Source organism: Exiguobacterium aurantiacum, assembly GCF_001766415.1.
Taxonomy (GTDB): Bacteria; Bacillota; Bacilli; order Exiguobacteriales; family Exiguobacteriaceae; genus Exiguobacterium; species Exiguobacterium aurantiacum_A.
This window is the reverse complement of record NZ_MKXO01000001.1, coordinates 1,139,919-1,158,896: the sequence shown is the minus strand read 5'-3', so window position 1 is coordinate 1,158,896 and position 18,978 is coordinate 1,139,919. Positions and strand designations below refer to the sequence as shown.

Here is an 18,978-nt window from a genome sequence, read left to right as displayed (position 1 = left end):
GTACCAGTTGTTCCGCCAGGAGCATCGCTGGGTAGCTACGTGCGGACGGGATAAGTGCTGAAAGCATCTAAGCATGAAGCCCCCTCCGAGATGAGATTTCCCTTTGAGCAATCAAGAAAGACCCCTCAGAGACGATGAGGTAGATAGGTCATGGGTGGAAGCACGGCGACGTGTGGAGCTGAATGATACTAATCGGTCGAGGCTTTGATCTAGAAATGGTTTGTATTGATGAATCTTCAGTTTTGAGAGTTCAATCTCTTAAAAACATATTGACGTCACTGTTAAATGATGTTAATATAATACTTGTCTGGTGGCGATAGCGAAGCGGCCACACCCGTTCCCATGCCGAACACGGAAGTTAAGCGCTTCAGCGCCGAAAGTAGTTGGGGGTCTCCCCCTGTGAGGATAGGACGTTGCCAGGCAAGATCGTTCCGCAATAGCTCAGTGGTAGAGCAACCGGCTGTTAACCGGTAGGTCGTAGGTTCAAATCCTACTTGCGGAGCCACTTTTTCTCTTCTTTGGAGAGCTGTCCGAGTGGCCGAAGGAGCACGATTGGAATTCGTGTAGGCGGCACAACCGTCTCAAGGGTTCGAATCCCTTGCTCTCCGCCAGTTTATCCATACTAATTATGGCCCGTTGGTCAAGCGGTTAAGACACCGCCCTTTCACGGCGGTAACACGGGTTCGATTCCCGTACGGGTCACCATTTAAATTTTATATCGTCGCGGGGTGGAGCAGTCTGGTAGCTCGTTGGGCTCATAACCCAAAGGTCGTTGGTTCAAATCCAGCCCCCGCAATTAGCTTTGGTCCTGTGGTGTAGCGGTTAACATGTCTGCCTGTCACGCAGAAGATCGCGGGTTCGAATCCCGTCAGGACCGCCATTTTTTTATTTAACTAAATTACTACATACATGGCTTTGTAGCTCAGTTGGTAGAGCAAAGGACTGAAAATCCTTGTGTCGGCGGTTCGATTCCGTCCAAAGCCACCATGTGGGGGGGTAGCGAAGTGGCTAAACGCGGCGGACTGTAAATCCGCTCCCTCGGGTTCGGCGGTTCGAATCCGCCCCCCCCCACCACTTTAGGGGCATAGTTTAGCGGTAGAACTACGGTCTCCAAAACCGTCAGCGCGGGTTCGATTCCTGCTGCCCCTGTTTTATTATGGCGATTGTGGCGAAGTGGTTAACGCACCGGATTGTGATTCCGGCATTCGAGGGTTCAATTCCCTTCAGTCGCCCCATTTTGTTGGGCTGTAGCCAAGTGGTAAGGCATCGGATTTTGATTCCGACATGCGTAGGTTCGATCCCTTCCAGCCCAGCCATTTTGCGGAAGTAGTTCAGTGGTAGAATACGACCTTGCCAAGGTCGGGGTCGCGGGTTCGAATCCCGTCTTCCGCTCCATTTAATCTCTTTGGCGCCATAGCCAAGTGGTAAGGCAGAGGACTGCAACTCCTCTATCGTCGGTTCGATTCCGACTGGCGCCTCCAACATAATATGCCGGTGTGGCGGAATTGGTAGACGCGCACGACTCAAAATCGTGTTCCTCTGGAGTGTCGGTTCGACTCCGACCACCGGTACTCTCTGCGGGTGTAGTTTAATGGTAAAACCTCAGCCTTCCAAGCTGATGACGAGAGTTCGATTCTCTTCACCCGCTTCATATCTCTCTGCCCTTAGTGGCGGGGAGATTTTTTGTATGCGAAAATAAGAAGAGTGAGGTGATGAATGGGATGACTCCTGAGATACTAAAACAACAGATTGTCGAGTACGCTGCGTCAATCGGGATCGATGAGTTGAAAGTGACGACGGCCGATCCGTTCATCGTCATGAAACAACGGCTCATCAAACAACAAGAGAAAGGCTTCGCTTCAGGATTTGAAGAACCCGACCTTGATAAACGGACGACGCCTGAACTATTGTTAGAGGACGCCCAGTCGATCATTGCGATTGCGGTCGCCTACCCGAGCAAATTGAAAGATGCGCCCCGGAGCATGGCAGGCGAACGGCGTGGACTGTTCGCGCGTGCCTCGTGGGGGCTTGACTATCATCGCGCCGTCGGCTCACGGCTTGAACAGCTTCAAGCGTATATCGAAGAACTCGTTCCCGGCGTCAAAACGCGCTCGATGGTCGACACGGGTGAACTTGTCGATCGGGCTGTGGCCGAACGGGCCGGAATCGGGTTTAGTGGGAAAAATTGCTCGATCATTTCGCCGGAGAAGGGATCTTACCTGTACTTGGGGGAGATGATTTTAGACACATATCTGCCGCCCGATACAGCAATCGAAGACGGGTGCGGGGACTGTGATAAGTGCATGACCGCCTGTCCGACGACGGCGCTCGTCGAACCGGGTGTGCTTGACGCCAAACGGTGCATCGCTTACTTGACCCAGATGAAGACGCTCATGCCGCGAGAGTTCCGCTCGCAGCTTGGCGGACGCCTTTACGGCTGTGATACGTGCCAACAAGTCTGTCCATATAACCGTAAGAAAGATTGGCGCCATCATGAAGAGCTGTTGCCGGAGGCAGAAGTCGTCAAACCGCTGCTCGAACCGTTGCTCAGCTTGAGTAACCGCGAGTTCAAGGCGAAGTTTGGTCACTTGTCCGGTTCGTGGCGCGGCAAGAAGCCGATTCAACGTAACGCGATTTTAGCGCTCGCACATTACCGTGAACCGTCAGCCGTCTCGGTGCTCGAAACATTCATTCAAACCGATGAGCGTGAAGACATGCGGGCGACGGCTGTCTGGGCGATCGGCGCGATTCTCGGTACTGACGCCGAAGCAATCTATCAAGAGATCGAACGCGTAGAGCAATCAGAACTGGTTAAAGAAGAGATTCGTATATTCCGAGAGGAGTGGGAACGTGAAGACCGTGTCATCTAAATGGGGAACGTTATCATACGAATTAAATGAGCAGGGGAAATTAATCGCGTTAGACTTTGCGGAAACAGAACAGGCAGATGGGAGCGCACCGGTGTGGCTCGTCGACATGATCGAACGGGTCGAACGGGAAGGGCTCCAAGAAATTGACCGCGTGTGGATTGATATGAACGGGACGGTTTTCCAACAAGAAGTGTGGGATGCGTTGTTGACGATCCCGTCTGGTGAGACGCGGACGTATAAACAAATCGCGGAACAGATTGGACGTCCGAAAGCAGTCCGTGCCGTTGGCCAGGCGTTGAACCGTAATCCGCTGCCTGTCATCTTCCCGTGCCATCGTGTCGTCGGCAGCAGCGGACAGCTCACGGGTTTTGCGGGCGGGCTCGATCAAAAACAACGATTACTCGATATCGAACAAGTGAAGTGAGGAATAGATTATGGCTAACCATGTAGTAATGTTTCAACCGGAAATCCCGGCAAATACGGGCAACGTCTCGCGGACGTGTGCGGCAACGAACTCGGTGCTCCATCTGATTCGTCCGCTCGGCTTCTCGACGGATGACAAGATGTTAAAACGGGCCGGCCTCGACTATTGGCAGTTCGTCGACGTCCGTTACCATGACTCGCTTGACGAACTATGGGCACAACATCCGGACGGCGAATTTTTCTATATTACAAAGTACGGCGAACAGTATCCGAGTGACCTTGACGTGTCTGACGTCGAGAAGGACTATTTCTTCGTCTTCGGACGTGAGACGAAAGGTTTGCCGATGGAAGTGATCGAGGACAACCTTGACCGCTGCATCCGCTTGCCCCAGTCAAACCTCGTCCGTTCGCTCAACGTCTCGAACACGGCAGCCATCATCGTCTATGAGGCACTGCGCCAGCAAAGCTATGCGGGATTAAAGTAAGAAAAAAGAGCCCGATTCGTGAGAATCGCGGCTCTTATTGATTACCTTCAGGTTTTCTGTTGTATCCTGCTGTTAAGATTGCCGCAAGGAAGACGACGCTGATTCCGACCATTAGTAATAAACCCATTTAAAAATCCCCCTTTTGTTCTCCGTGACTACGAATATTATAATATACTTGATAATAGATTTGCACTGAATATGAGAAATTCTTGTGAAATGAGAGCCTATATGAAAACAAATGTGTACTTGTTAAGCTACGCCCCGTTGATTGGGATCATTCTTTTTTCGATGTCACTCGCTATCGCCACGTCTGAATACGCCATTCAATGGCTGACGCGTGTCGGGGTGTATAGTGAAATCATCGCGCTGTTGTCTGTTCAAGAGACGAAGATCCTCGTGCTCGTCATGTTCTTCACGATATACTTCATGCTGTTTAGCGCCTTTAAACTCGTCGCCGATACGTTCAACCAACTCGGTTTCGCATTTTTTGCGCGTGAGACGAACGGGAGCTCGCTCCATCGCTTAAAGCCAGGAGCAACGATTTTTTTGGTCGGTTCAGGTGTCAGTTTTTTGTTTTTGACTTCACTGCCGGCAGCGGTTGCGGTCTTGCTTGGCACGTTTGTCGTCTATTTATTCTACTATATTTGGCAAGTCAGTCAGTTGATGTCGACACTTCGTGCAATCGGGCTCTTGTTGATTCAAGCGATGATGTGGGCGATTCTTTTAAGTGGGCTCGTCTGGGCGCTCCTCAGGCTGTTTAACTCGGTCGGGGATATCATCTTATGAACGGCCCTCACATAAAACTAGCCCCTTCAGAAGCTGTGATCAGCGAATGGATCAAGTCGTTTATGCCTGCTCATGATTTGTACTTTATCGATGAACGGCTACTATCGCGGCTCGACCATTCTCCAGGCATGTTGCTCATACCAAGAGAAGAGTTCAGTCAGCATCCGACATATCGGGATATTAGCGTCGCCAACAGCTATACATACTGGACGGTCGATCCGGTCGCGACGCACGTCGTCCATGCGCCTAGCGGGTGGATAGCATCGTTACCGGACGCGTTGAGAAGCGATGTGCTCACATTTCAGGCCACGGTCGGCCGAGGTCTTGTCTTTCGGTTAACGGACGACGAATCCAGACGAGAGTAGATGCCTTATATCATCAACGTGGACGGGGCGAGATACCTCGTCTTGCAACAAAATGTATGGGCGCTGATGACGAACTTCGAGCGCCGTCAGCTAGTGCTGAACTACGCGAAAGAATGGGATGTATGGGACGCACATGATTTACCACTTGAAGCACCAAGTCATTTGAAGAGATACGCCAACATGTTCTCGACGGTGGCGGGGAGCAACTGCTTAGCGGCAACACTGTTTGCTGTGACGGGGGAAGACTGGTTGATCACGCAATGGGTCCATCCGAAGACGTTTCTACAGACACTGGCTCATGCGTCTTATACTCAAGTCGATGCGGCAGCTGAGGCAGGGGACGTTCTCACTTTTTGGGATGACGCCGGACGTTTGCAGCACGCGACGTATCGTATAGACGATGAGCTGTTCTTCAACAAGAACGGCCAGACGATGTTTAATCCGTGGAAAGTGATTGACGAAACCGAACTACGCGTAGCTTGGAGCGCATTTACCGTCAAAATATACAGACAGACGAAACAAGGCTAGAGGACGTGTCCTCTAGCCTTGTTGTTTTTTAACGGTGCGCTTCTGTCCAGATGATGGCCGGGTACGCCCGGTTGGCAAGCTCCGGGAACGGACGCGGCGTGTCGGCACCGAGCCAGATCGCCGTGATCGTTTGATCGGTCAAGCCGACATACCACATGTCCTTATGCGAGTTGGTCGTGCCGGTCTTGCCTCCGACGTAAGGGCGCTTGATCTGGCCGGCGTAACGTCCCGTTCCGTACGTTGTGACGGCAGATAACGCTTCTTGCATCGCCGAGGCCGTCTCGTCCGACCAGACGGCTTGTTTCATCATGCCCGGGCTGATTGTCGGGGCGCCCGAAGCAAAGCGGATTTCTTTAATCGTCTGACCAGATACGTACACACCTTTATTGAGAAAAGGCGTGTACGCGGCAGCGAGTTCCTTCGGAGATACTCCTTGTGTCAGACCGCCGAGCGCGCTCGCGAGATTGCTGTCTTTGTCGGGATCCCACTGGCTGAACATCATGTCGGCCGTCTCGTACGCTCGCTCTTGGTCGATCGCCGTGAATGCGGCGAGTGCCGGGGTGTTATACGAGTAAGCGACCGTATCTTGGAGCGTGACGTCGCCTAGGACACGGTTGCCACTGTTCGTCGGGCAATACGTCCCGTAACAGACAGGTCGTCCGTCAAGCACCGTATCGAGCTTCGCTCCGGTCTCTTCGATGTAAGGCGCAAACACAAGGACAGGTTTTATAGCCGAGCCCGGCTGCCGGTACGCTTGGGTGGCCCGGTTGAATTCACCACTCTGCTTCATCTCAGAATCGACGAGGGCGACGATACGCCCGTTCGGCGTCAATTCGGCATAGCCCCCGTTCAAGCCGTTCGGTAAGCGGCTCATCACTTGTTTCGCTTGGTTTTGACGTTCGACGGACAAATACGTTTCGACTGTCGCTTTATTGCTCGCCAAGTAGTTTTTGGCCGCCTCTTCATCGAGATCATAACGTGTACGGACGAGGCGGACCGCGTCTTTCATGACCGTGTCCATATAGTCTGGATAGCGGACTTTGTGGCTGCGATAAGAGGCCTTGAGTTTGACGCCGTGAAACGCATCATATGCTTGCTTTGATAGGACGCCCGCATCTCTCAATTGCGTGAGGATGCGATCTTTACGCTCGTAAAAAGCAGCCGACGGGTCAAGCGGATCGTAAAGGGACGGATTGTTCGGCACGGTCAGCAAGTAAGCGATCTGGTTCCAGTTCAAATCGTCGAGTGGACGAGAGAAGTACGTATCGGCCGCCGACTGGATACCATAGATGTTATGACCGAAGAAAATGACGTTGCTGTAGGCGGTCATAATTTCTTTTTTACTATAATTTTTTTCGAGCGCTCGTGCGATCATTAATTCCTTTACTTTGCGCTCATACGTCCGTTCGTGTGTTAAATATTCGTTCCGGGCCAGTTGTTGGGTAATCGTGCTCCCGCCTTGGACCGACGATTCGTTGGCGTTATTGATGAACGCTCGGGCAATCCCTCCGAGGTCATAGCCGGGATGGGCGTTGAACTTCCGGTCCTCAATGACGATGATTGCTTCACGGATGTGATTCGGAAGCCCATCGACGGAGACGTCGTTGCGGCGACCGTTCAAGTACAGCTGTTCCGCCCCTCCTTTATAAGTCAGCATGACAGCATGTTTCGATGAGAGCGGAGCGGAGCTGACGGCCTCTTCACCCCACGCGACAATCGTTTTCGCTTGGTCAATCTCTTCTTTTAAAGCTCCGCTGACTGTGAAGCCGACGGCAACCAATCCAGCAATAAACACAACCCCGAGCCATGCTCTCATCGTCTCACCTCTTTCTCTATTCATTATATCGTCAAACTTTCAATAAAATTCAAAATGTAAACGCTATCATATAATAATTTAAGCAGGAATACATTAGGAAACAGCGAAAAAGGGTATTAGAGGTTTATATTATGAATTTAGGAGGCAGTACTATGAAGCAAGAAATGGTTGCGATGCTCCTCGCTGGCGGGGAAGGCAAGAGACTTGGGCCTCTCACACGGAAGACGGCAAAGCCTGCCGTCAACTTTGGAGGGAAGTACCGGATTATCGATTTCCCACTATCGAACTGTACGAATTCGGGAATCACGACAGTCGGTGTGTTGACACAATATGAGCCGTTAGAATTAAACCGTTACCTCGGCATCGGGTCTGCCTGGGATTTAGATCGCCGCAATGGCGGATTAGCTATCCTGCCGCCATACCAAGCTCAGTCGGGGAAAAACTGGTACGAAGGTACTGCGAATGCAATCTACCGGAACTTGAGCTATATCGATGACTACGATCCGGAGTACGTGTTGATCTTATCGGGAGATCACATTTACAAAATGGATTACGAGAAGATGCTCGATTTCCACAAAGAAAAACAAGCCGATGTGACGATTTCAGTCATGGCCGTCCCATGGGATGAAGCACCGCGCTTCGGAATCTTGAATACGAGCGATGATTTGCGTATTAACGAATTCGATGAAAAACCTGAGAAGCCGAAGAGCAACTTGGCGTCGATGGGGATCTACATCTTCAACTGGAAAGTGTTGCGCGAACACTTGATTCAAGACGCGGAAGACGAGACGTCAAGCTTTGACTTCGGGAAGAACATCATTCCAAACACGCTCCTCGACGGATTGAACGTCTTTGCCTATAAATTCAAAGGCTACTGGAAAGACGTCGGTACGATCCAGTCGCTATGGGAAGCGAACATGGACCTGCTCGAAGAAGATCCACCGTTCGATTTATATGACCCCGACTTTAAAATTTACTCGGTCAACCCGAACCAAACGCCGCAATTCATCGGAAAAAATGCTTGTGTCGAGCAGTCGGTCATCAATGAAGGCTGCCGGATCGAAGGAGAAGTCCAACATTCGGTCTTGTTCTATGACGTGCGTGTCGGTGAAGGGTCGCTCGTGAAAGACTCCGTCATCATGCCAGGGGCCCGCATCGGGAAAGACGTTACAATTCACAGAGCCATTGTCGCTAGCTGTGCCGTCATTGAAGATGGCGCGACAGTTGGTGAGCCGGGGGGTGACATCGTTGTCATCGAGCCGCATGAAAATATCGAAAGTGGAACAGTCTTCAAGCAACGTGCTTGATTATAAAATAGACCGACGCAAGGAGGCGTTATTGTTGACGAATGATTTGTTAGGAATCATCAACTTAGGTACCGAAGAGGGGTTATTCCCGGAGTTGACGGGACATCGCAACTTAGCAGCTGTCCCGTTCTCGGGGCGTTATCGTCTCATCGACTTTACATTGACGAATATGATTACCCAAGGTATCGATCAAGTTGGGATTTTTACACTCGATAAGTATCGTTCTTTAATGGACCATGTAGGATCAGGCAAAGAGTGGGATCTTGACCGCTCACAAGGCGGATTGCATATCTTCCCGCCGGCGCTTAAACCGGATGGCGAAGCCTATCTCGGAGATTTAGCGAACTTCTCGATGCACCGGGAACACTTCGTGCGCAGTAAACAAGCTTACGTTGTCATTACCGGCTCGAACGTGTTGACGACGATCGATTATCAAAACATGCTCGAACATCATAAATCGATGGGGGCGGACATCACGCTCGCTTACACGGAGCATGAACAAAAATGTGGCTACTGTCGTCCGATTCGACTCGGGGAGAACGACCGTGTCGTCGGAATCGGGGAGCGCGGCTTTAGCCCGGACGATGAGCATGCATACACGGAAACGATTGTTATGTCGAAAAACTTATTCCTTCGCCTCGTCGATGAAGCGACGTCAAAAGGGGAGTATGACTTGTTAGATGGAGTTATTCTTCCCCAGCTCCACCGTCTCCACGTTCATGGATATCACTATACAGGTAAAATGCAGGTGATTCATTCGGTGCTTTCGTACTATAATGAAAGTATGCGCTTACTTCGCCAAGAAGGAATCATCTACGACTTCCCTCATATTTACACGAAGATCAAACATGAGCCGCCGACTCGCTACTTGAAAGGGTCGAAAGTGAATGAAGCGCTAGTCGCCAATGGATGTAAAATCAGTGGAGAAGTTCAAAATAGTATTTTGTTCCGAGGTGTGGTCATCAGTGAACATGCGCGTGTCAAAAATTCAATCATTTTATCCAAGTCGATCATCGAAGAAGGAGCTGTCGTCGAGAACGCCATTTTAGACAAAGAAGTGGTCGTGAAACGTGGACAGGTCATTCGTGGAACGGTCGATGAACCGATCGTCATCAGAAAACGGACAACGGTTTAAAGGAGGATATTATGAAAATATGGTATGTCGCTTCAGAAGCGGCACCGTTCATGAAAACGGGGGGGCTTGCCGATGTGATTGGCTCGCTCCCTCAAGCGGTGTCTAGCCTTGGTGAAGATGTCAGTGTCGTAATGCCGAAGTACGGCTCGATTGCACAAGAATATGTCGATGAGATGGAATATTTATTCGATTTGATCGTCCCGGTCGGCTGGCGTAAGCAGTTCGGGGCCGTCTTGAAGTTAGAGCGCGACGGGATCACGTATTACTTTATCGATAACGAGTACTATTTTAATCGCGAAGGCGTGCTCTACGGTCATTACGATGATGCAGAACGATTCGCCTTTTTCTCCCGGGCCGTCCTTGAGATGATCGGGCAGATTGAAGAAGTGCCGGACGTGTTGCACTGCCACGATTGGCAGACGGGTGTCGTTCCGGCGTTTCTACGAATCCATTATCAACACATCGAAGCGTACCAAAAGATTCGAACGGTCTTTACTATCCATAACCTGCAATACCAAGGGATCTTCCCAGAAGCTGTGCTCGGTGAACTGCTGCAGTTTGGGCACGAGCATTTCACGGCAGAGGGCATCCAACATAACGGCCTCGTCAATTACATGAAGGCCGGCATCGTCCATTCCGACCAAATCACGACGGTGAGTCCGTCTTATCGCGATGAGATCATGGAACCTTACTATGGCGAAGGTTTAGATGCGGCACTACGCCACCGGGCCGTCGACGTCCGCGGCATCTTGAACGGTCTCGATTTGGCAACGAACGACCCGAGCACGGACAAACGAATCGCACAAACGTATGATCTCGACACGGTCAAAACAGGGAAGCTTGCCAACAAGCGCATGCTTCAAGAACGGTACGGTCTCGAAGTGCGTGATGATATCATGTTGATCGGATTCGTGAGTCGTCTCGTCGAGCAAAAAGGTCTCGATTTGATTCATGCTGTGAACCATGAGCTGGGGAATTTGGACTGCCAGTTCGTCTTCCTTGGATCGGGTCAACCTGAATATGAGGCGATTGTCCATGAGATGACGGCAGCCCACCCTGGGAAAATCGGGTCGTATATCGGGTTCGATATCGAACTGGCCCACTTGATTTATGCGGGATCAGACGCCTTCTTGATGCCATCTCGATTCGAACCGTGCGGCCTTAGCCAATTGATCTCGATGCGTTATGGAACACTTCCGATCGTTCGTGAGACAGGCGGACTTCGAGACACGGTCAAACCTTACAATGATTACACGCAAGAAGGGACTGGATTCGGTTTCTTGAACTACAACGCTCACGAGATGCTCGCGACGATTGAAAAATCAATTCGTGTCTTCTACGAGGATAACACTTGGAATGCGCTCGTCCATCAAGCGATGACTTCGGACTTCAGCTGGAAACAATCCGCTAAGCAATACCGTGAGTTATATCACCTATTCGCATGACTGGAAGGAGATTTACACATATATGTTTACAGATAAACAGAGCTTCGTCACTTCGTTTCAAGAAAGATTCGTCGCCTTAAACGGGAAATCGTTTGATGAAGGGACCGAGCAGGAAGTGTATCAAACGTTGGCAACGATGGTGCGTGAACAAGCGATTCCGAAATGGATCAACACACGCGACAAGCAAGAAGCCAAACAGAGCAAGCAAGTCATCTATTTCTCGCTCGAGTTTTTGTTAGGCCGTTTCCTCTATAACAACTTACTCAGTATGGACGTTTTAGAAGTTGTCCAAGAAGGGTTGGAAGAACTCGGCTTTGATTTCACGGAAATCACGGAGTTCGAGCCGGAACCAGGGCTCGGTAACGGCGGTCTCGGCCGTCTGGCCGCTTGTTTCCTCGATTCGCTTGCCGCGCTCAGTCTGCCCGGTCACGGTAACGGGATTCGTTATCGTTACGGTTTGTTCAAACAAAAAATCGTCGACGGCTATCAAGTCGAGTTGCCGGACAACTGGCTCCGAAATGGGAATATGTGGGAGACGCGCCGTGCCGATCGTGCGGTTGACGTGAATTTTGGGGGCTGGATCGAGATGAAGCAGATCGGAGACCGTCTCCGTGTCGTTCATCATCCAGACGAAGTCGTACGCGCCGTTCCATACGATATGCCGGTCATCGGTTACAAGAACGACGTCGTGAACACGCTCCGGCTTTGGAATGCGGAGTCGCCATTTGATGACGAAGAGTATATGGAACGCACGAAAGGGTCGTACAAAGACTTGTTGAAACACAAGCAGTCGATTGCGACGATCTCGGAGTTCCTCTATCCGGACGACACGACGTATGAAGGAAAAGTGCTCCGTTTGAAACAACAGTACTTCTTCGTGTCAGCGGGTGTCCAATCGATGATTGCGTCTTACTTGCGACACAACAAATCACTCAAACATTTAGGCGACTACTACGCTGTCCACATTAACGATACCCACCCGGTCGTCGCAATCCCTGAACTGATGCGGATTTTGATGGATGATCACGGATATGGCTGGGATGAGGCGTGGCGCGTGACGAAGAGTGTCATGTCGTTCACAAACCATACACTTCTCGCCGAGGCACTTGAAAAGTGGCCGGTCGAGATGTACGAGCGTCTATTACCACGAATCTATCAAATCATTAATGAGATTAATACCCGGTTCTGTAAAGACGTGCTCGTCAATTATCCACACCTTGAACCGCATATGGGTGAGATTGCGATCGTCTCGAACAATTACATTAATATGGCAAACCTTGCCGTTGTCGGATCACATTCGACGAACGGGGTCGCCCGTATTCATACAGATATTTTAAAACAACGCGAGATGCGCCACTTGTATGAAATGTTCCCGCTTCGTTTCAATAACAAGACGAACGGCATCACGCATCGCCGTTGGCTCTTGAAATCAAATCCGCGTCTGTCGAACTTGATCACTGACGCAATCGGTCCGTCATGGATCGAGCACCCGAACGATCTTGAGAAGTTGATGGACGTCTCGAAAGATACGAGCTTCCAGGAGCAAGTGATGGAAGTGAAACAACAAAATAAACTCGACTTAGCGGCTTACATTCAAGATGAGACGGGAATCAGTGTCGACCCGAACTCGATTTTCGATGTTCAAGTCAAACGTCTGCATGCGTATAAGCGTCAGCTCATGAACGCGATGCATATTCACGCGCTCTATCAAAAGATTCAAGCAGACCCGACGTTCACGATGGTTCCACGAACGTTCATCTTCGGAGCGAAAGCGGCGCCAGGTTATTATTACGCGAAAGAAGTCATTCGCTACATCAATGCCCTCGCGTCGATGATTAACAACGACAAACGGGCGAGTCAGTTCATCAAGATCGTTTTCCTTGAGAACTATCGCGTCTCGATGGCCGAACGAATCTTCCCGGGCTCGGACGTTAGTGAACAGATCTCGACGGCGAGCTATGAGGCGTCAGGAACCGGAAACATGAAGTTCATGATGAACGGAGCGCTCACAATCGGCACGCTTGACGGGGCGAACATCGAGATTCGAGATGCGGTCGGTGACGACCATATCTTCATTTTCGGATTGACGCCGCAAGAAGTCATGAACTATAAAAAATTCGGCGGGTATCATGCGGCCGACATTTATCATGCCAACACCGAAGTACGTAACGTCGTCGACAGTCTCGTCAACGGGACGTTCGATAAGGTCGGAGAATATCAGTTCCAAGCGATCTTTGATTCGCTTCTCGTCTATAACGATGACTTCCTCGTCTTGAAAGACTTTATGTCCTACATGCAGGCACAGCGACGCGTCGATGAAGTGTTCGCAGATAAGGCGCGTTGGGCGGAAAGTTCAATCGTCAATACGGCCAAGTCTGGTATTTTCTCGAGCGACCGCACAATCACGGAATATGCGAACGCGGTTTGGAACATCAAGCCGACGAGTGTGAAATAAAAAAATCCACCCGTTATGGGTGGACCTTATTTTCTGGATAACTGATCCAGTCAGAGTATGAACCGGGATAGAGGCGGACATCGTCTTTACCGAGCGCGTGCAATGCCAAAATGTTCACGCAAGCGGTGACACCGCTGCCGCAATAAAAGATCGGGTTCGGGACATCGAGCACGTTGGCGTAAAGTTCGCGCAAATCGTGAAAGTCTTGAAGCGTCCCGAGCTCCGTGACGGCGTCTACATATGGGCAGAGCAGGGCGTTCGGGATATGCCCGGCTTTTTTATCGATCGGTTCGTGGCTTCCGTCGTAACGGTCGGCCGTTCTTGAGTCATACAGGTCGCCTGTTGTCGTTGCGGCGCGCACGTCTTCGATCGTGGCGATCATATCGTCGTGGAAATCAGGGACGTATGTCGAAGCAGGGTACGTCGGAATCTCGGTCGTTGTCTCACCAGAGTAAGTGATGCCGGCCTGGATTCCGCCTTCGAGCACGATGACGCGCTCATGGCCGGCCCACTTGAATAACCACCAAGCACGTGCGGCGTATGGAAAACCGTCGTCGTAAATAATGATCAAGTCGTCCTTTTGGATGCCGATGCGTCGGAGCGTCTCCGTCCACGCTTCTTTTGACGGGAGCGGGTGACGTCCGCCGTGAACGGACACAGGGCCTGACAAGTCTTCCATCAAGTCGAGATGGACGGCATTCGGGAGATGTCCTTGACGGTACACGTATTTTCCGTATGAAGCGTCGTTCAATGAATAGCGACAATCAATAAATCGGATTGAGTCCGTATGGACGATTTGTTTCAATTCTTGGGCACGCATAGTTGGAAACATAGTATCACCTCGAAGTTTCGTTACTCCCATCGTATACAAGATGGAACAAATTGGCGAGTACTTCGATTGAATTTGAACGTCGAAAGGGGAATTGACCATGGCATGGCAACAAACATATGAGCGTTGGAATCAATATGAGGAACTTGAACCTTATCTTCGGACCGAATTAGACGAGATGGCACAAAATGAGACGACACTCGAAGAGGCGTTTTATAAGACGCTTGAATTCGGAACGGGTGGTATGCGCGGTGAAATCGGACCAGGTGCCAATCGAATGAACGTCTATACGATTCGTAAAGCGGCGCAAGGGTTTGCCGACTTTATTTCGGCGTCAGGCGAGGAAGCGAAACGGCACGGAGTCGTCATCGCCCATGATCCACGTCACTACTCACCTGAATTCGCGCTCGAGGCGGCACGGACGTTTGCATCGAACGGGATCAAGACTTACTTGTTCCCGAGCTTACGGGCAACGCCAGAACTGTCATTCGCCGTCAGACACCTAGGCGCGTTTGGAGGAGTCGTCATCACGGCGAGTCATAACCCGCCTGAGTATAACGGCTTCAAAGTATATGGCGCCGACGGCGGGCAACTACCGCCGGCCGAGGCGGACGAGCTCGTGTCTTACGTCAACGCGATCGAGGACGAGTTAAGCATCCCGGTCCAAGACGAAGCAACGCTCCGCGCCGACGGGACACTCGTCAACGTCGATGCGTCTGTCGATGCGGCTTACATGGAAGCTCTTCAATCGATTCGAATCCATAAGGACGTCCCAACAGACGCCCTCCAAATCGTCTTCTCGCCCCTTCACGGGACGGGTCGCCGACCGGTCATGGAAGGACTCAAGGCGTATGGGTTTGACCATGTCACGATCGTCGAAGAACAAGCCGAACCAGACGGCGCGTTCCCGACGGTCAGTTCTCCGAACCCGGAAGAGCGGGCGGCGTTCAAGCTGGCGATGGAATATGGTGACCGTGTCAGCGCTGATTTGCTCATGGCGACCGACCCGGACGCCGACCGCGTCGGCTTCACCGTGCGTGACCGCGACGGGGAATGGTTCGTCTTGACAGGGAACCAGACCGGAGCGCTCTTGATGGATTACATTCTATCGCAAAAAGTCGAGACCGGTACGCTGCCAGCGAACGGATTCGTCGCGAAAACGATCGTCACGTCCGAACTTGGGGCGGCCATCGCCAAAGCGTATGGCGTGCATCTTGAGAACACGCTCACCGGCTTTAAGTTCATCGGTGAGAAGATTAAACAGTACGAGGAGTCAGGCGAGTACGAGTTCTTGTTCGGCTACGAAGAGAGCTACGGCTATTTGATCGGTGACTTCTGCCGTGATAAAGACGCTGTCCAGGCGTGCGTGCTCGGCGCCGAGATGGCAGCTTTCCATAAGGAGCAGGGACGAACGTTGTATGACGCGCTCCAAGCGATTTATGAGAAGTATGGCTTTTATGAGGAATCGCTTCAATCGATGACGTTGAAAGGGAAAGCCGGGCTTGAACAGATCGGCCGGATGATGGAATCGTTCCGTGCCAACCCGCCGCAAGAAGTTGCCGGCTATGAAGTCGTCCGCTTTGAGGATTACAAGCTGCAAGTCGCGACCGACCTTCGTCAAAATACGACCGAGGACATCGACTTGCCATCTTCGAACGTGCTCAAATTCGTCTTCGAGGACGGGTCGTGGTTCTGCCTTCGCCCGTCTGGCACAGAGCCAAAGATCAAGTTCTATTTCAGTGTTCACGCGGATAGTGCCGAGATGACGACGGCGAAACGTGAAGCGATTGAACGAGACGTTATGAAGCAAGCAAAAGCAATCGACTGACTAGTGTACCACCGCTCAACTTGGAGCGGTGGTTTTTGTTTGACTTCTTTTAACCTCGTCAGTATGATGAGTATATTGCTCAAAACCATGTAATCATATAAGGATTATCAGGAAGGCGGAAATAACATGAAAAAATCATTAACGGCAGTTCTCGCAATCGGCGCATCGCTCGGGGTGCTCGCAGCTTGCGGTACAGAGACGGACAGTGGATCTGAAGAAACAGTCATCACAGTCGGGACGGAAGCGACATACCCGCCATTCACGTACAAAGATAAAGGTGAAATCACAGGGTATGACATCGACGTGTTGAACGAAGCGGCAGAACGTGCCGGCTATACGGTCGAATATGAGCCGATGGACTTCAAAGGACTCGTCCCGGCACTCGATGCGGAACGCATCGATATGATCGCGAACCAGATGAGCATCACACCGGAGCGTGAAGAGAAGTATGCGTTCTCGGATACGTACGCGGTGTCAGGTGCACAAGTCATCGTTGCTTCAGATAATGAAGACATCCAAGGCATCGACGACCTTGACGGCAAAGTTGTCGGTTCGACACAAGGGTCGGTCTACGCCCAGATGGCTGAAGAAGCTGGTGCTGAAGTGAAGTTTTATAAAGGTGCGAACCAAGTGCTGCAAGACCTTCAAGTCGGACGTCTCGACGCAGCGCTCAACGACCGTCTCTTCATCTTTTCAGAGCTCGAGAAGACAGGTTATGACGTGAAAGCGGTCGGTGACGTCTTCAACAAGAGCGAGGCGGGGTATATGACACGCCAAGACAGCGACGTGCTCGATCAGTTGAACGAGGCGCTTGCTGAAATGAAAGAAGACGGAACGATGGCTGAAATCGGTGATAAGTACTTCGGTGAGGACATCAGTCAATGAATGAACTGATCACGACCGTCATCGAGAACCGTTCGGCCTATATCGAAGCCGTACAATTGACGTTGATCGCCAGTATCCTGTCGATTATCCTCGCCTTGGTGCTCGGTCTGATCATCGCGTTACTTTACAGCAGCCCAATCAAAGTGTTGCGGTTGTTCACTCGGACGTACACCTCGTTCTTCCGGGGCACGCCGCTGCTCTTACAACTGCTCATCTTGTACGTCGGGTTGACCGGGTTCGTCCAACTGAGCGGGATGCAGGCGCTCATCTTCGGATTGGGTCTGCACTTTGCGGCTTATATCTCGGAGGCGTTCCGGGCAGCCATCAATTCGGTCGATCGCGGACAAGTCGAGGCGAGTGTCGCCCTCGGGATCCCGCGGGCGAAACGTTTTAAAGACATTATCTTCCCACAAGCGTTATCACGGGCCATCCCACCGGTGTCGAACTCGGTGATTGATATCATCAAGTCGACGTCGCTCGGGTCGGTCATCGCCGTGCAGGAGTTGACGTACGTCTCAGACCAGATTGCAGCGACGACCTATTTGGTCATGCCGCTCCTCTTGTTCTCGGCCTCGATCTATTGGATCTTGTCGACACTCATTCAAGCGGGGCAGCATCGGCTCGAACGTCGCTATGCGACCCGCTAAACGAAAAATCCCCTCGATTCCAAGAATCGAGGGGATTTTGTATTAACGGATGACGAGCTCTGTCTCAGAGTCGAAGAAGTGTGCTTTCGTCATGTCGAGCGCGAGTTCTACGTCGTCACCCATGCGGATGTTCGAGCGGCCGTCGATGCGGGCCGTGAACTGGTGTCCACCGAGCTCGGCGTAAAGGTAAGACTCGGCACCCATGAGTTCAGATACATCGATGTGTGTTTGGAACGTGTGTGTTGTCGGAGAGTCGATGTAGATCGGCTCATCGTGGATCGATTCTGGACGAATCCCGAGGATGAGCTCTTTACCGATGTAACCGCGGTCGCGAAGACCTTTCATCTTGCCTTCAGGCACGTTGATTTCTTCGCCGTTCACGACGAACTTGCCGTCTGCGAGTGTTCCGCGGAAGAAGTTCATCGAAGGCGAACCGATGAAGCCGGCAACGAAGATGTTATCTGGGTTGTCGTATACTTCTTTCGGCGAACCGACTTGTTGGATGATCCCGTCTTTCATGATGACGATACGAGTCGCGAGTGTCATCGCTTCCGTTTGGTCATGGGTAACGTAGATCGTCGTCGTATCGAGACGGTTGTGCAACTGGATGATCTCTTTACGCATTTGTACGCGAAGTTTTGCATCCAAGTTTGAGAGCGGCTCATCCATCAAGAACACTTTTGCGTCACGGACGATGGCACGACCGATGGCGACACGTTGGCGCTGACCACCTGAGAGTGCCTTCGGTTTACGTTGGAGGTATTCTTCAAGTCCGAGGATGCGAGCCGCATCTTGGACGCGACGGTCGATCTCTTCTTTCGGGAACTTCCGAAGCTTCAAACCGAATGCCATGTTGTCATAGACGCTCATGTGCGGGTAGAGGGCATAGTTTTGGAAGACCATCGCGATGTCGCGGTCTTTCGGCGCCACGTCGTTCATGCGTTTGCCGTCGATGATGAAGTCGCCGCTCGAGATTTCTTCGAGTCCTGCGATCATGCGAAGTGTTGTCGATTTACCGCAACCAGACGGTCCGACGAAAACGATGAACTCCCGGTCTTTAATGTGCAAGTTGAAGTCGCTGACGGCTTTCCCGTCACCACCGTCGTATATTTTATCAATGTGATTCAATTGAATTTCTGCCATTGTCGTTAGCCTCCTGAGAATGTGTTCTTGT

At 51.4% G+C, this 18,978-nt stretch carries 16 protein-coding genes, 14 tRNA genes and 2 rRNA genes; 29 read left to right on the top strand and 3 right to left on the bottom strand.

Going from position 1 to position 18,978, the window contains the following annotated elements; all coding sequences use genetic code 11:
• From BJU60_RS05910 to BJU60_RS05805, 22 genes are all read left to right on the top strand, one after another.
• Positions 1-212: ribosomal RNA gene (locus BJU60_RS05910) — 23S ribosomal RNA — on the top strand; the annotation flags it as partial.
• A 94-nt stretch (positions 213-306) separates the two neighbouring features.
• A 5S ribosomal RNA gene (gene rrf, locus BJU60_RS05905) occupies positions 307-422 on the top strand.
• 8 nt (positions 423-430) lie between these two features.
• Positions 431-505, top strand: a tRNA-Asn gene (locus BJU60_RS05900).
• Between the two features lie 15 nt (positions 506-520).
• Positions 521-611 (top strand) — tRNA-Ser (locus tag BJU60_RS05895).
• Positions 612-630: 19 nt separating this feature from the next.
• Positions 631-705: transfer RNA gene (locus BJU60_RS05890), tRNA-Glu, on the top strand.
• A gap of 17 nt (positions 706-722) precedes the next feature.
• Positions 723-796: transfer RNA gene (locus BJU60_RS05885), tRNA-Met, on the top strand.
• An 8-nt stretch (positions 797-804) separates the two neighbouring features.
• Positions 805-880: transfer RNA gene (locus BJU60_RS05880), tRNA-Asp, on the top strand.
• Positions 881-911: 31 nt separating this feature from the next.
• Positions 912-987 (top strand) — tRNA-Phe (locus BJU60_RS05875).
• 3 nt (positions 988-990) lie between these two features.
• Positions 991-1,074: transfer RNA gene (locus BJU60_RS05870), tRNA-Tyr, on the top strand.
• 4 nt (positions 1,075-1,078) lie between these two features.
• Positions 1,079-1,149, top strand: a tRNA-Trp gene (locus tag BJU60_RS05865).
• 10 nt (positions 1,150-1,159) lie between these two features.
• Positions 1,160-1,235 (top strand) — tRNA-His (locus BJU60_RS05860).
• A gap of 6 nt (positions 1,236-1,241) precedes the next feature.
• Positions 1,242-1,316: transfer RNA gene (locus tag BJU60_RS05855), tRNA-Gln, on the top strand.
• Positions 1,317-1,320: 4 nt separating this feature from the next.
• Positions 1,321-1,395 (top strand) — tRNA-Gly (locus BJU60_RS05850).
• A 12-nt stretch (positions 1,396-1,407) separates the two neighbouring features.
• A tRNA-Cys gene (locus BJU60_RS05845) sits at positions 1,408-1,481 on the top strand.
• A gap of 9 nt (positions 1,482-1,490) precedes the next feature.
• Positions 1,491-1,571: transfer RNA gene (locus tag BJU60_RS05840), tRNA-Leu, on the top strand.
• 6 nt (positions 1,572-1,577) lie between these two features.
• Positions 1,578-1,648: transfer RNA gene (locus tag BJU60_RS05835), tRNA-Gly, on the top strand.
• Positions 1,649-1,721: 73 nt separating this feature from the next.
• Positions 1,722-2,870: a tRNA epoxyqueuosine(34) reductase QueG gene (gene queG / locus BJU60_RS05830; protein ID WP_070327982.1), complete on the top strand. Its 1,149-nt coding sequence runs from the start codon at positions 1,722-1,724 to the stop codon at positions 2,868-2,870.
• Positions 2,860-3,294, top strand: a complete 435-nt coding sequence (locus BJU60_RS05825) for a methylated-DNA--[protein]-cysteine S-methyltransferase (RefSeq protein ID WP_070327983.1) — start codon at positions 2,860-2,862, stop codon at positions 3,292-3,294. The genes queG and BJU60_RS05825 overlap by 11 nt, the downstream gene beginning before the upstream one ends.
• A 10-nt stretch (positions 3,295-3,304) precedes the next feature.
• Positions 3,305-3,778: a tRNA (uridine(34)/cytosine(34)/5-carboxymethylaminomethyluridine(34)-2'-O)-methyltransferase TrmL gene (gene trmL, locus BJU60_RS05820; RefSeq protein WP_070327891.1), complete on the top strand. Its 474-nt coding sequence runs from the start codon at positions 3,305-3,307 to the stop codon at positions 3,776-3,778.
• Positions 3,779-4,006: 228 nt separating this feature from the next.
• Positions 4,007-4,564 carry a DUF5366 family protein gene (locus tag BJU60_RS05815; protein WP_070327890.1) on the top strand — a complete coding sequence of 186 codons (558 nt, stop codon included), beginning with the start codon at positions 4,007-4,009 and terminating at the stop codon, positions 4,562-4,564.
• A 35-nt stretch (positions 4,565-4,599) separates the two neighbouring features.
• Positions 4,600-4,929 (top strand): hypothetical protein, encoded by a 330-nt coding sequence (locus BJU60_RS05810; RefSeq protein ID WP_141737221.1) that lies wholly within the window; start codon positions 4,600-4,602, stop codon positions 4,927-4,929.
• Positions 4,930-5,457, top strand: coding sequence for a hypothetical protein (locus tag BJU60_RS05805; protein WP_070327888.1), 528 nt, complete (start codon positions 4,930-4,932; stop codon positions 5,455-5,457).
• 28 nt (positions 5,458-5,485) lie between these two features.
• Here BJU60_RS05805 and BJU60_RS05800 read toward each other — a convergent pair whose 3' ends face one another.
• Complete coding sequence (locus BJU60_RS05800; RefSeq protein WP_070327887.1) at positions 5,486-7,273, bottom strand: transglycosylase domain-containing protein; 1,788 nt, start codon at positions 7,271-7,273, stop codon at positions 5,486-5,488.
• A 152-nt stretch (positions 7,274-7,425) separates the two neighbouring features.
• Between BJU60_RS05800 and BJU60_RS05795 the strand changes: the two genes are divergently transcribed.
• From BJU60_RS05795 to BJU60_RS05780, 4 genes are read left to right on the top strand one after another with little or no spacing between them, the layout of a single operon-like run.
• Entirely contained in the window at positions 7,426-8,580 is a 1,155-nt protein-coding gene (locus tag BJU60_RS05795) for a glucose-1-phosphate adenylyltransferase (protein WP_070327886.1), read from the top strand.
• Entirely contained in the window at positions 8,537-9,715 is a 1,179-nt protein-coding gene (gene glgD / locus BJU60_RS05790; RefSeq protein ID WP_254281652.1) for a glucose-1-phosphate adenylyltransferase subunit GlgD, read from the top strand. The genes BJU60_RS05795 and glgD overlap by 44 nt, the downstream gene beginning before the upstream one ends.
• 11 nt (positions 9,716-9,726) lie before the next feature.
• Positions 9,727-11,160 (top strand): glycogen synthase GlgA, encoded by a 1,434-nt coding sequence (gene glgA, locus BJU60_RS05785; RefSeq protein WP_070327885.1) that lies wholly within the window; start codon positions 9,727-9,729, stop codon positions 11,158-11,160.
• A gap of 22 nt (positions 11,161-11,182) precedes the next feature.
• Positions 11,183-13,615 (top strand): glycogen/starch/alpha-glucan phosphorylase, encoded by a 2,433-nt coding sequence (locus tag BJU60_RS05780; protein ID WP_070327884.1) that lies wholly within the window; start codon positions 11,183-11,185, stop codon positions 13,613-13,615.
• A 13-nt stretch (positions 13,616-13,628) separates the two neighbouring features.
• Here the strand turns inward: BJU60_RS05780 and BJU60_RS05775 are convergent, their stop codons facing one another.
• Positions 13,629-14,447 carry a sulfurtransferase gene (locus tag BJU60_RS05775; protein WP_254281651.1) on the bottom strand — a complete coding sequence of 273 codons (819 nt, stop codon included), beginning with the start codon at positions 14,445-14,447 and terminating at the stop codon, positions 13,629-13,631.
• Between the two features lie 97 nt (positions 14,448-14,544).
• Between BJU60_RS05775 and BJU60_RS05770 the strand changes: the two genes are divergently transcribed.
• The 3 genes from BJU60_RS05770 (at position 14,545) to BJU60_RS05760 (ending at position 17,804) form a co-directional block, all read left to right on the top strand.
• Entirely contained in the window at positions 14,545-16,272 is a 1,728-nt protein-coding gene (locus BJU60_RS05770) for a phospho-sugar mutase (protein ID WP_070327882.1), read from the top strand.
• Between the two features lie 126 nt (positions 16,273-16,398).
• A complete protein-coding gene (locus tag BJU60_RS05765) occupies positions 16,399-17,157 on the top strand; it encodes a transporter substrate-binding domain-containing protein (RefSeq protein ID WP_070327881.1) in 759 nt (252 codons plus the stop codon).
• Positions 17,154-17,804: an amino acid ABC transporter permease gene (locus tag BJU60_RS05760; protein WP_016510211.1), complete on the top strand. Its 651-nt coding sequence runs from the start codon at positions 17,154-17,156 to the stop codon at positions 17,802-17,804. Before BJU60_RS05765 ends, BJU60_RS05760 begins: the two co-directional genes overlap by 4 nt.
• 42 nt (positions 17,805-17,846) lie before the next feature.
• Here the strand turns inward: BJU60_RS05760 and BJU60_RS05755 are convergent, their stop codons facing one another.
• Positions 17,847-18,947, bottom strand: coding sequence for an ABC transporter ATP-binding protein (locus tag BJU60_RS05755; protein ID WP_070327880.1), 1,101 nt, complete (start codon positions 18,945-18,947; stop codon positions 17,847-17,849).
• Positions 18,948-18,978: the final 31 nt, after the last annotated feature.

Bases quoted from the DNA above. Each gene is read 5' to 3' on its own strand.
- BJU60_RS05795 (WP_070327886.1), top strand. From the start codon at position 7,426: ATGAAGCAAGAAATGGTTGCGATGCTCCTCGCTGGCGGGGAAGGCAAG.
- BJU60_RS05780 (WP_070327884.1), top strand. From the start codon at position 11,183: ATGTTTACAGATAAACAGAGCTTCGTCACTTCGTTTCAAGAAAGATTC.
- BJU60_RS05760 (WP_016510211.1), top strand. From the start codon at position 17,154: ATGAATGAACTGATCACGACCGTCATCGAGAACCGTTCGGCCTATATC.
- trmL (WP_070327891.1), top strand. From the start codon at position 3,305: ATGGCTAACCATGTAGTAATGTTTCAACCGGAAATCCCGGCAAATACG.
- BJU60_RS05805 (WP_070327888.1), top strand. From the start codon at position 4,930: ATGCCTTATATCATCAACGTGGACGGGGCGAGATACCTCGTCTTGCAA.
- BJU60_RS05755 (WP_070327880.1), bottom strand. From the start codon at position 18,947: ATGGCAGAAATTCAATTGAATCACATTGATAAAATATACGACGGTGGT.
- queG (WP_070327982.1), top strand. From the start codon at position 1,722: ATGACTCCTGAGATACTAAAACAACAGATTGTCGAGTACGCTGCGTCA.
- BJU60_RS05765 (WP_070327881.1), top strand. From the start codon at position 16,399: ATGAAAAAATCATTAACGGCAGTTCTCGCAATCGGCGCATCGCTCGGG.
- BJU60_RS05800 (WP_070327887.1), bottom strand. From the start codon at position 7,273: ATGAGAGCATGGCTCGGGGTTGTGTTTATTGCTGGATTGGTTGCCGTC.
- BJU60_RS05770 (WP_070327882.1), top strand. From the start codon at position 14,545: ATGGCATGGCAACAAACATATGAGCGTTGGAATCAATATGAGGAACTT.
- glgA (WP_070327885.1), top strand. From the start codon at position 9,727: ATGAAAATATGGTATGTCGCTTCAGAAGCGGCACCGTTCATGAAAACG.
- BJU60_RS05815 (WP_070327890.1), top strand. From the start codon at position 4,007: ATGAAAACAAATGTGTACTTGTTAAGCTACGCCCCGTTGATTGGGATC.
- BJU60_RS05775 (WP_254281651.1), bottom strand. From the start codon at position 14,447: ATGTTTCCAACTATGCGTGCCCAAGAATTGAAACAAATCGTCCATACG.
- glgD (WP_254281652.1), top strand. From the start codon at position 8,537: ATGAAAATATCGAAAGTGGAACAGTCTTCAAGCAACGTGCTTGATTAT.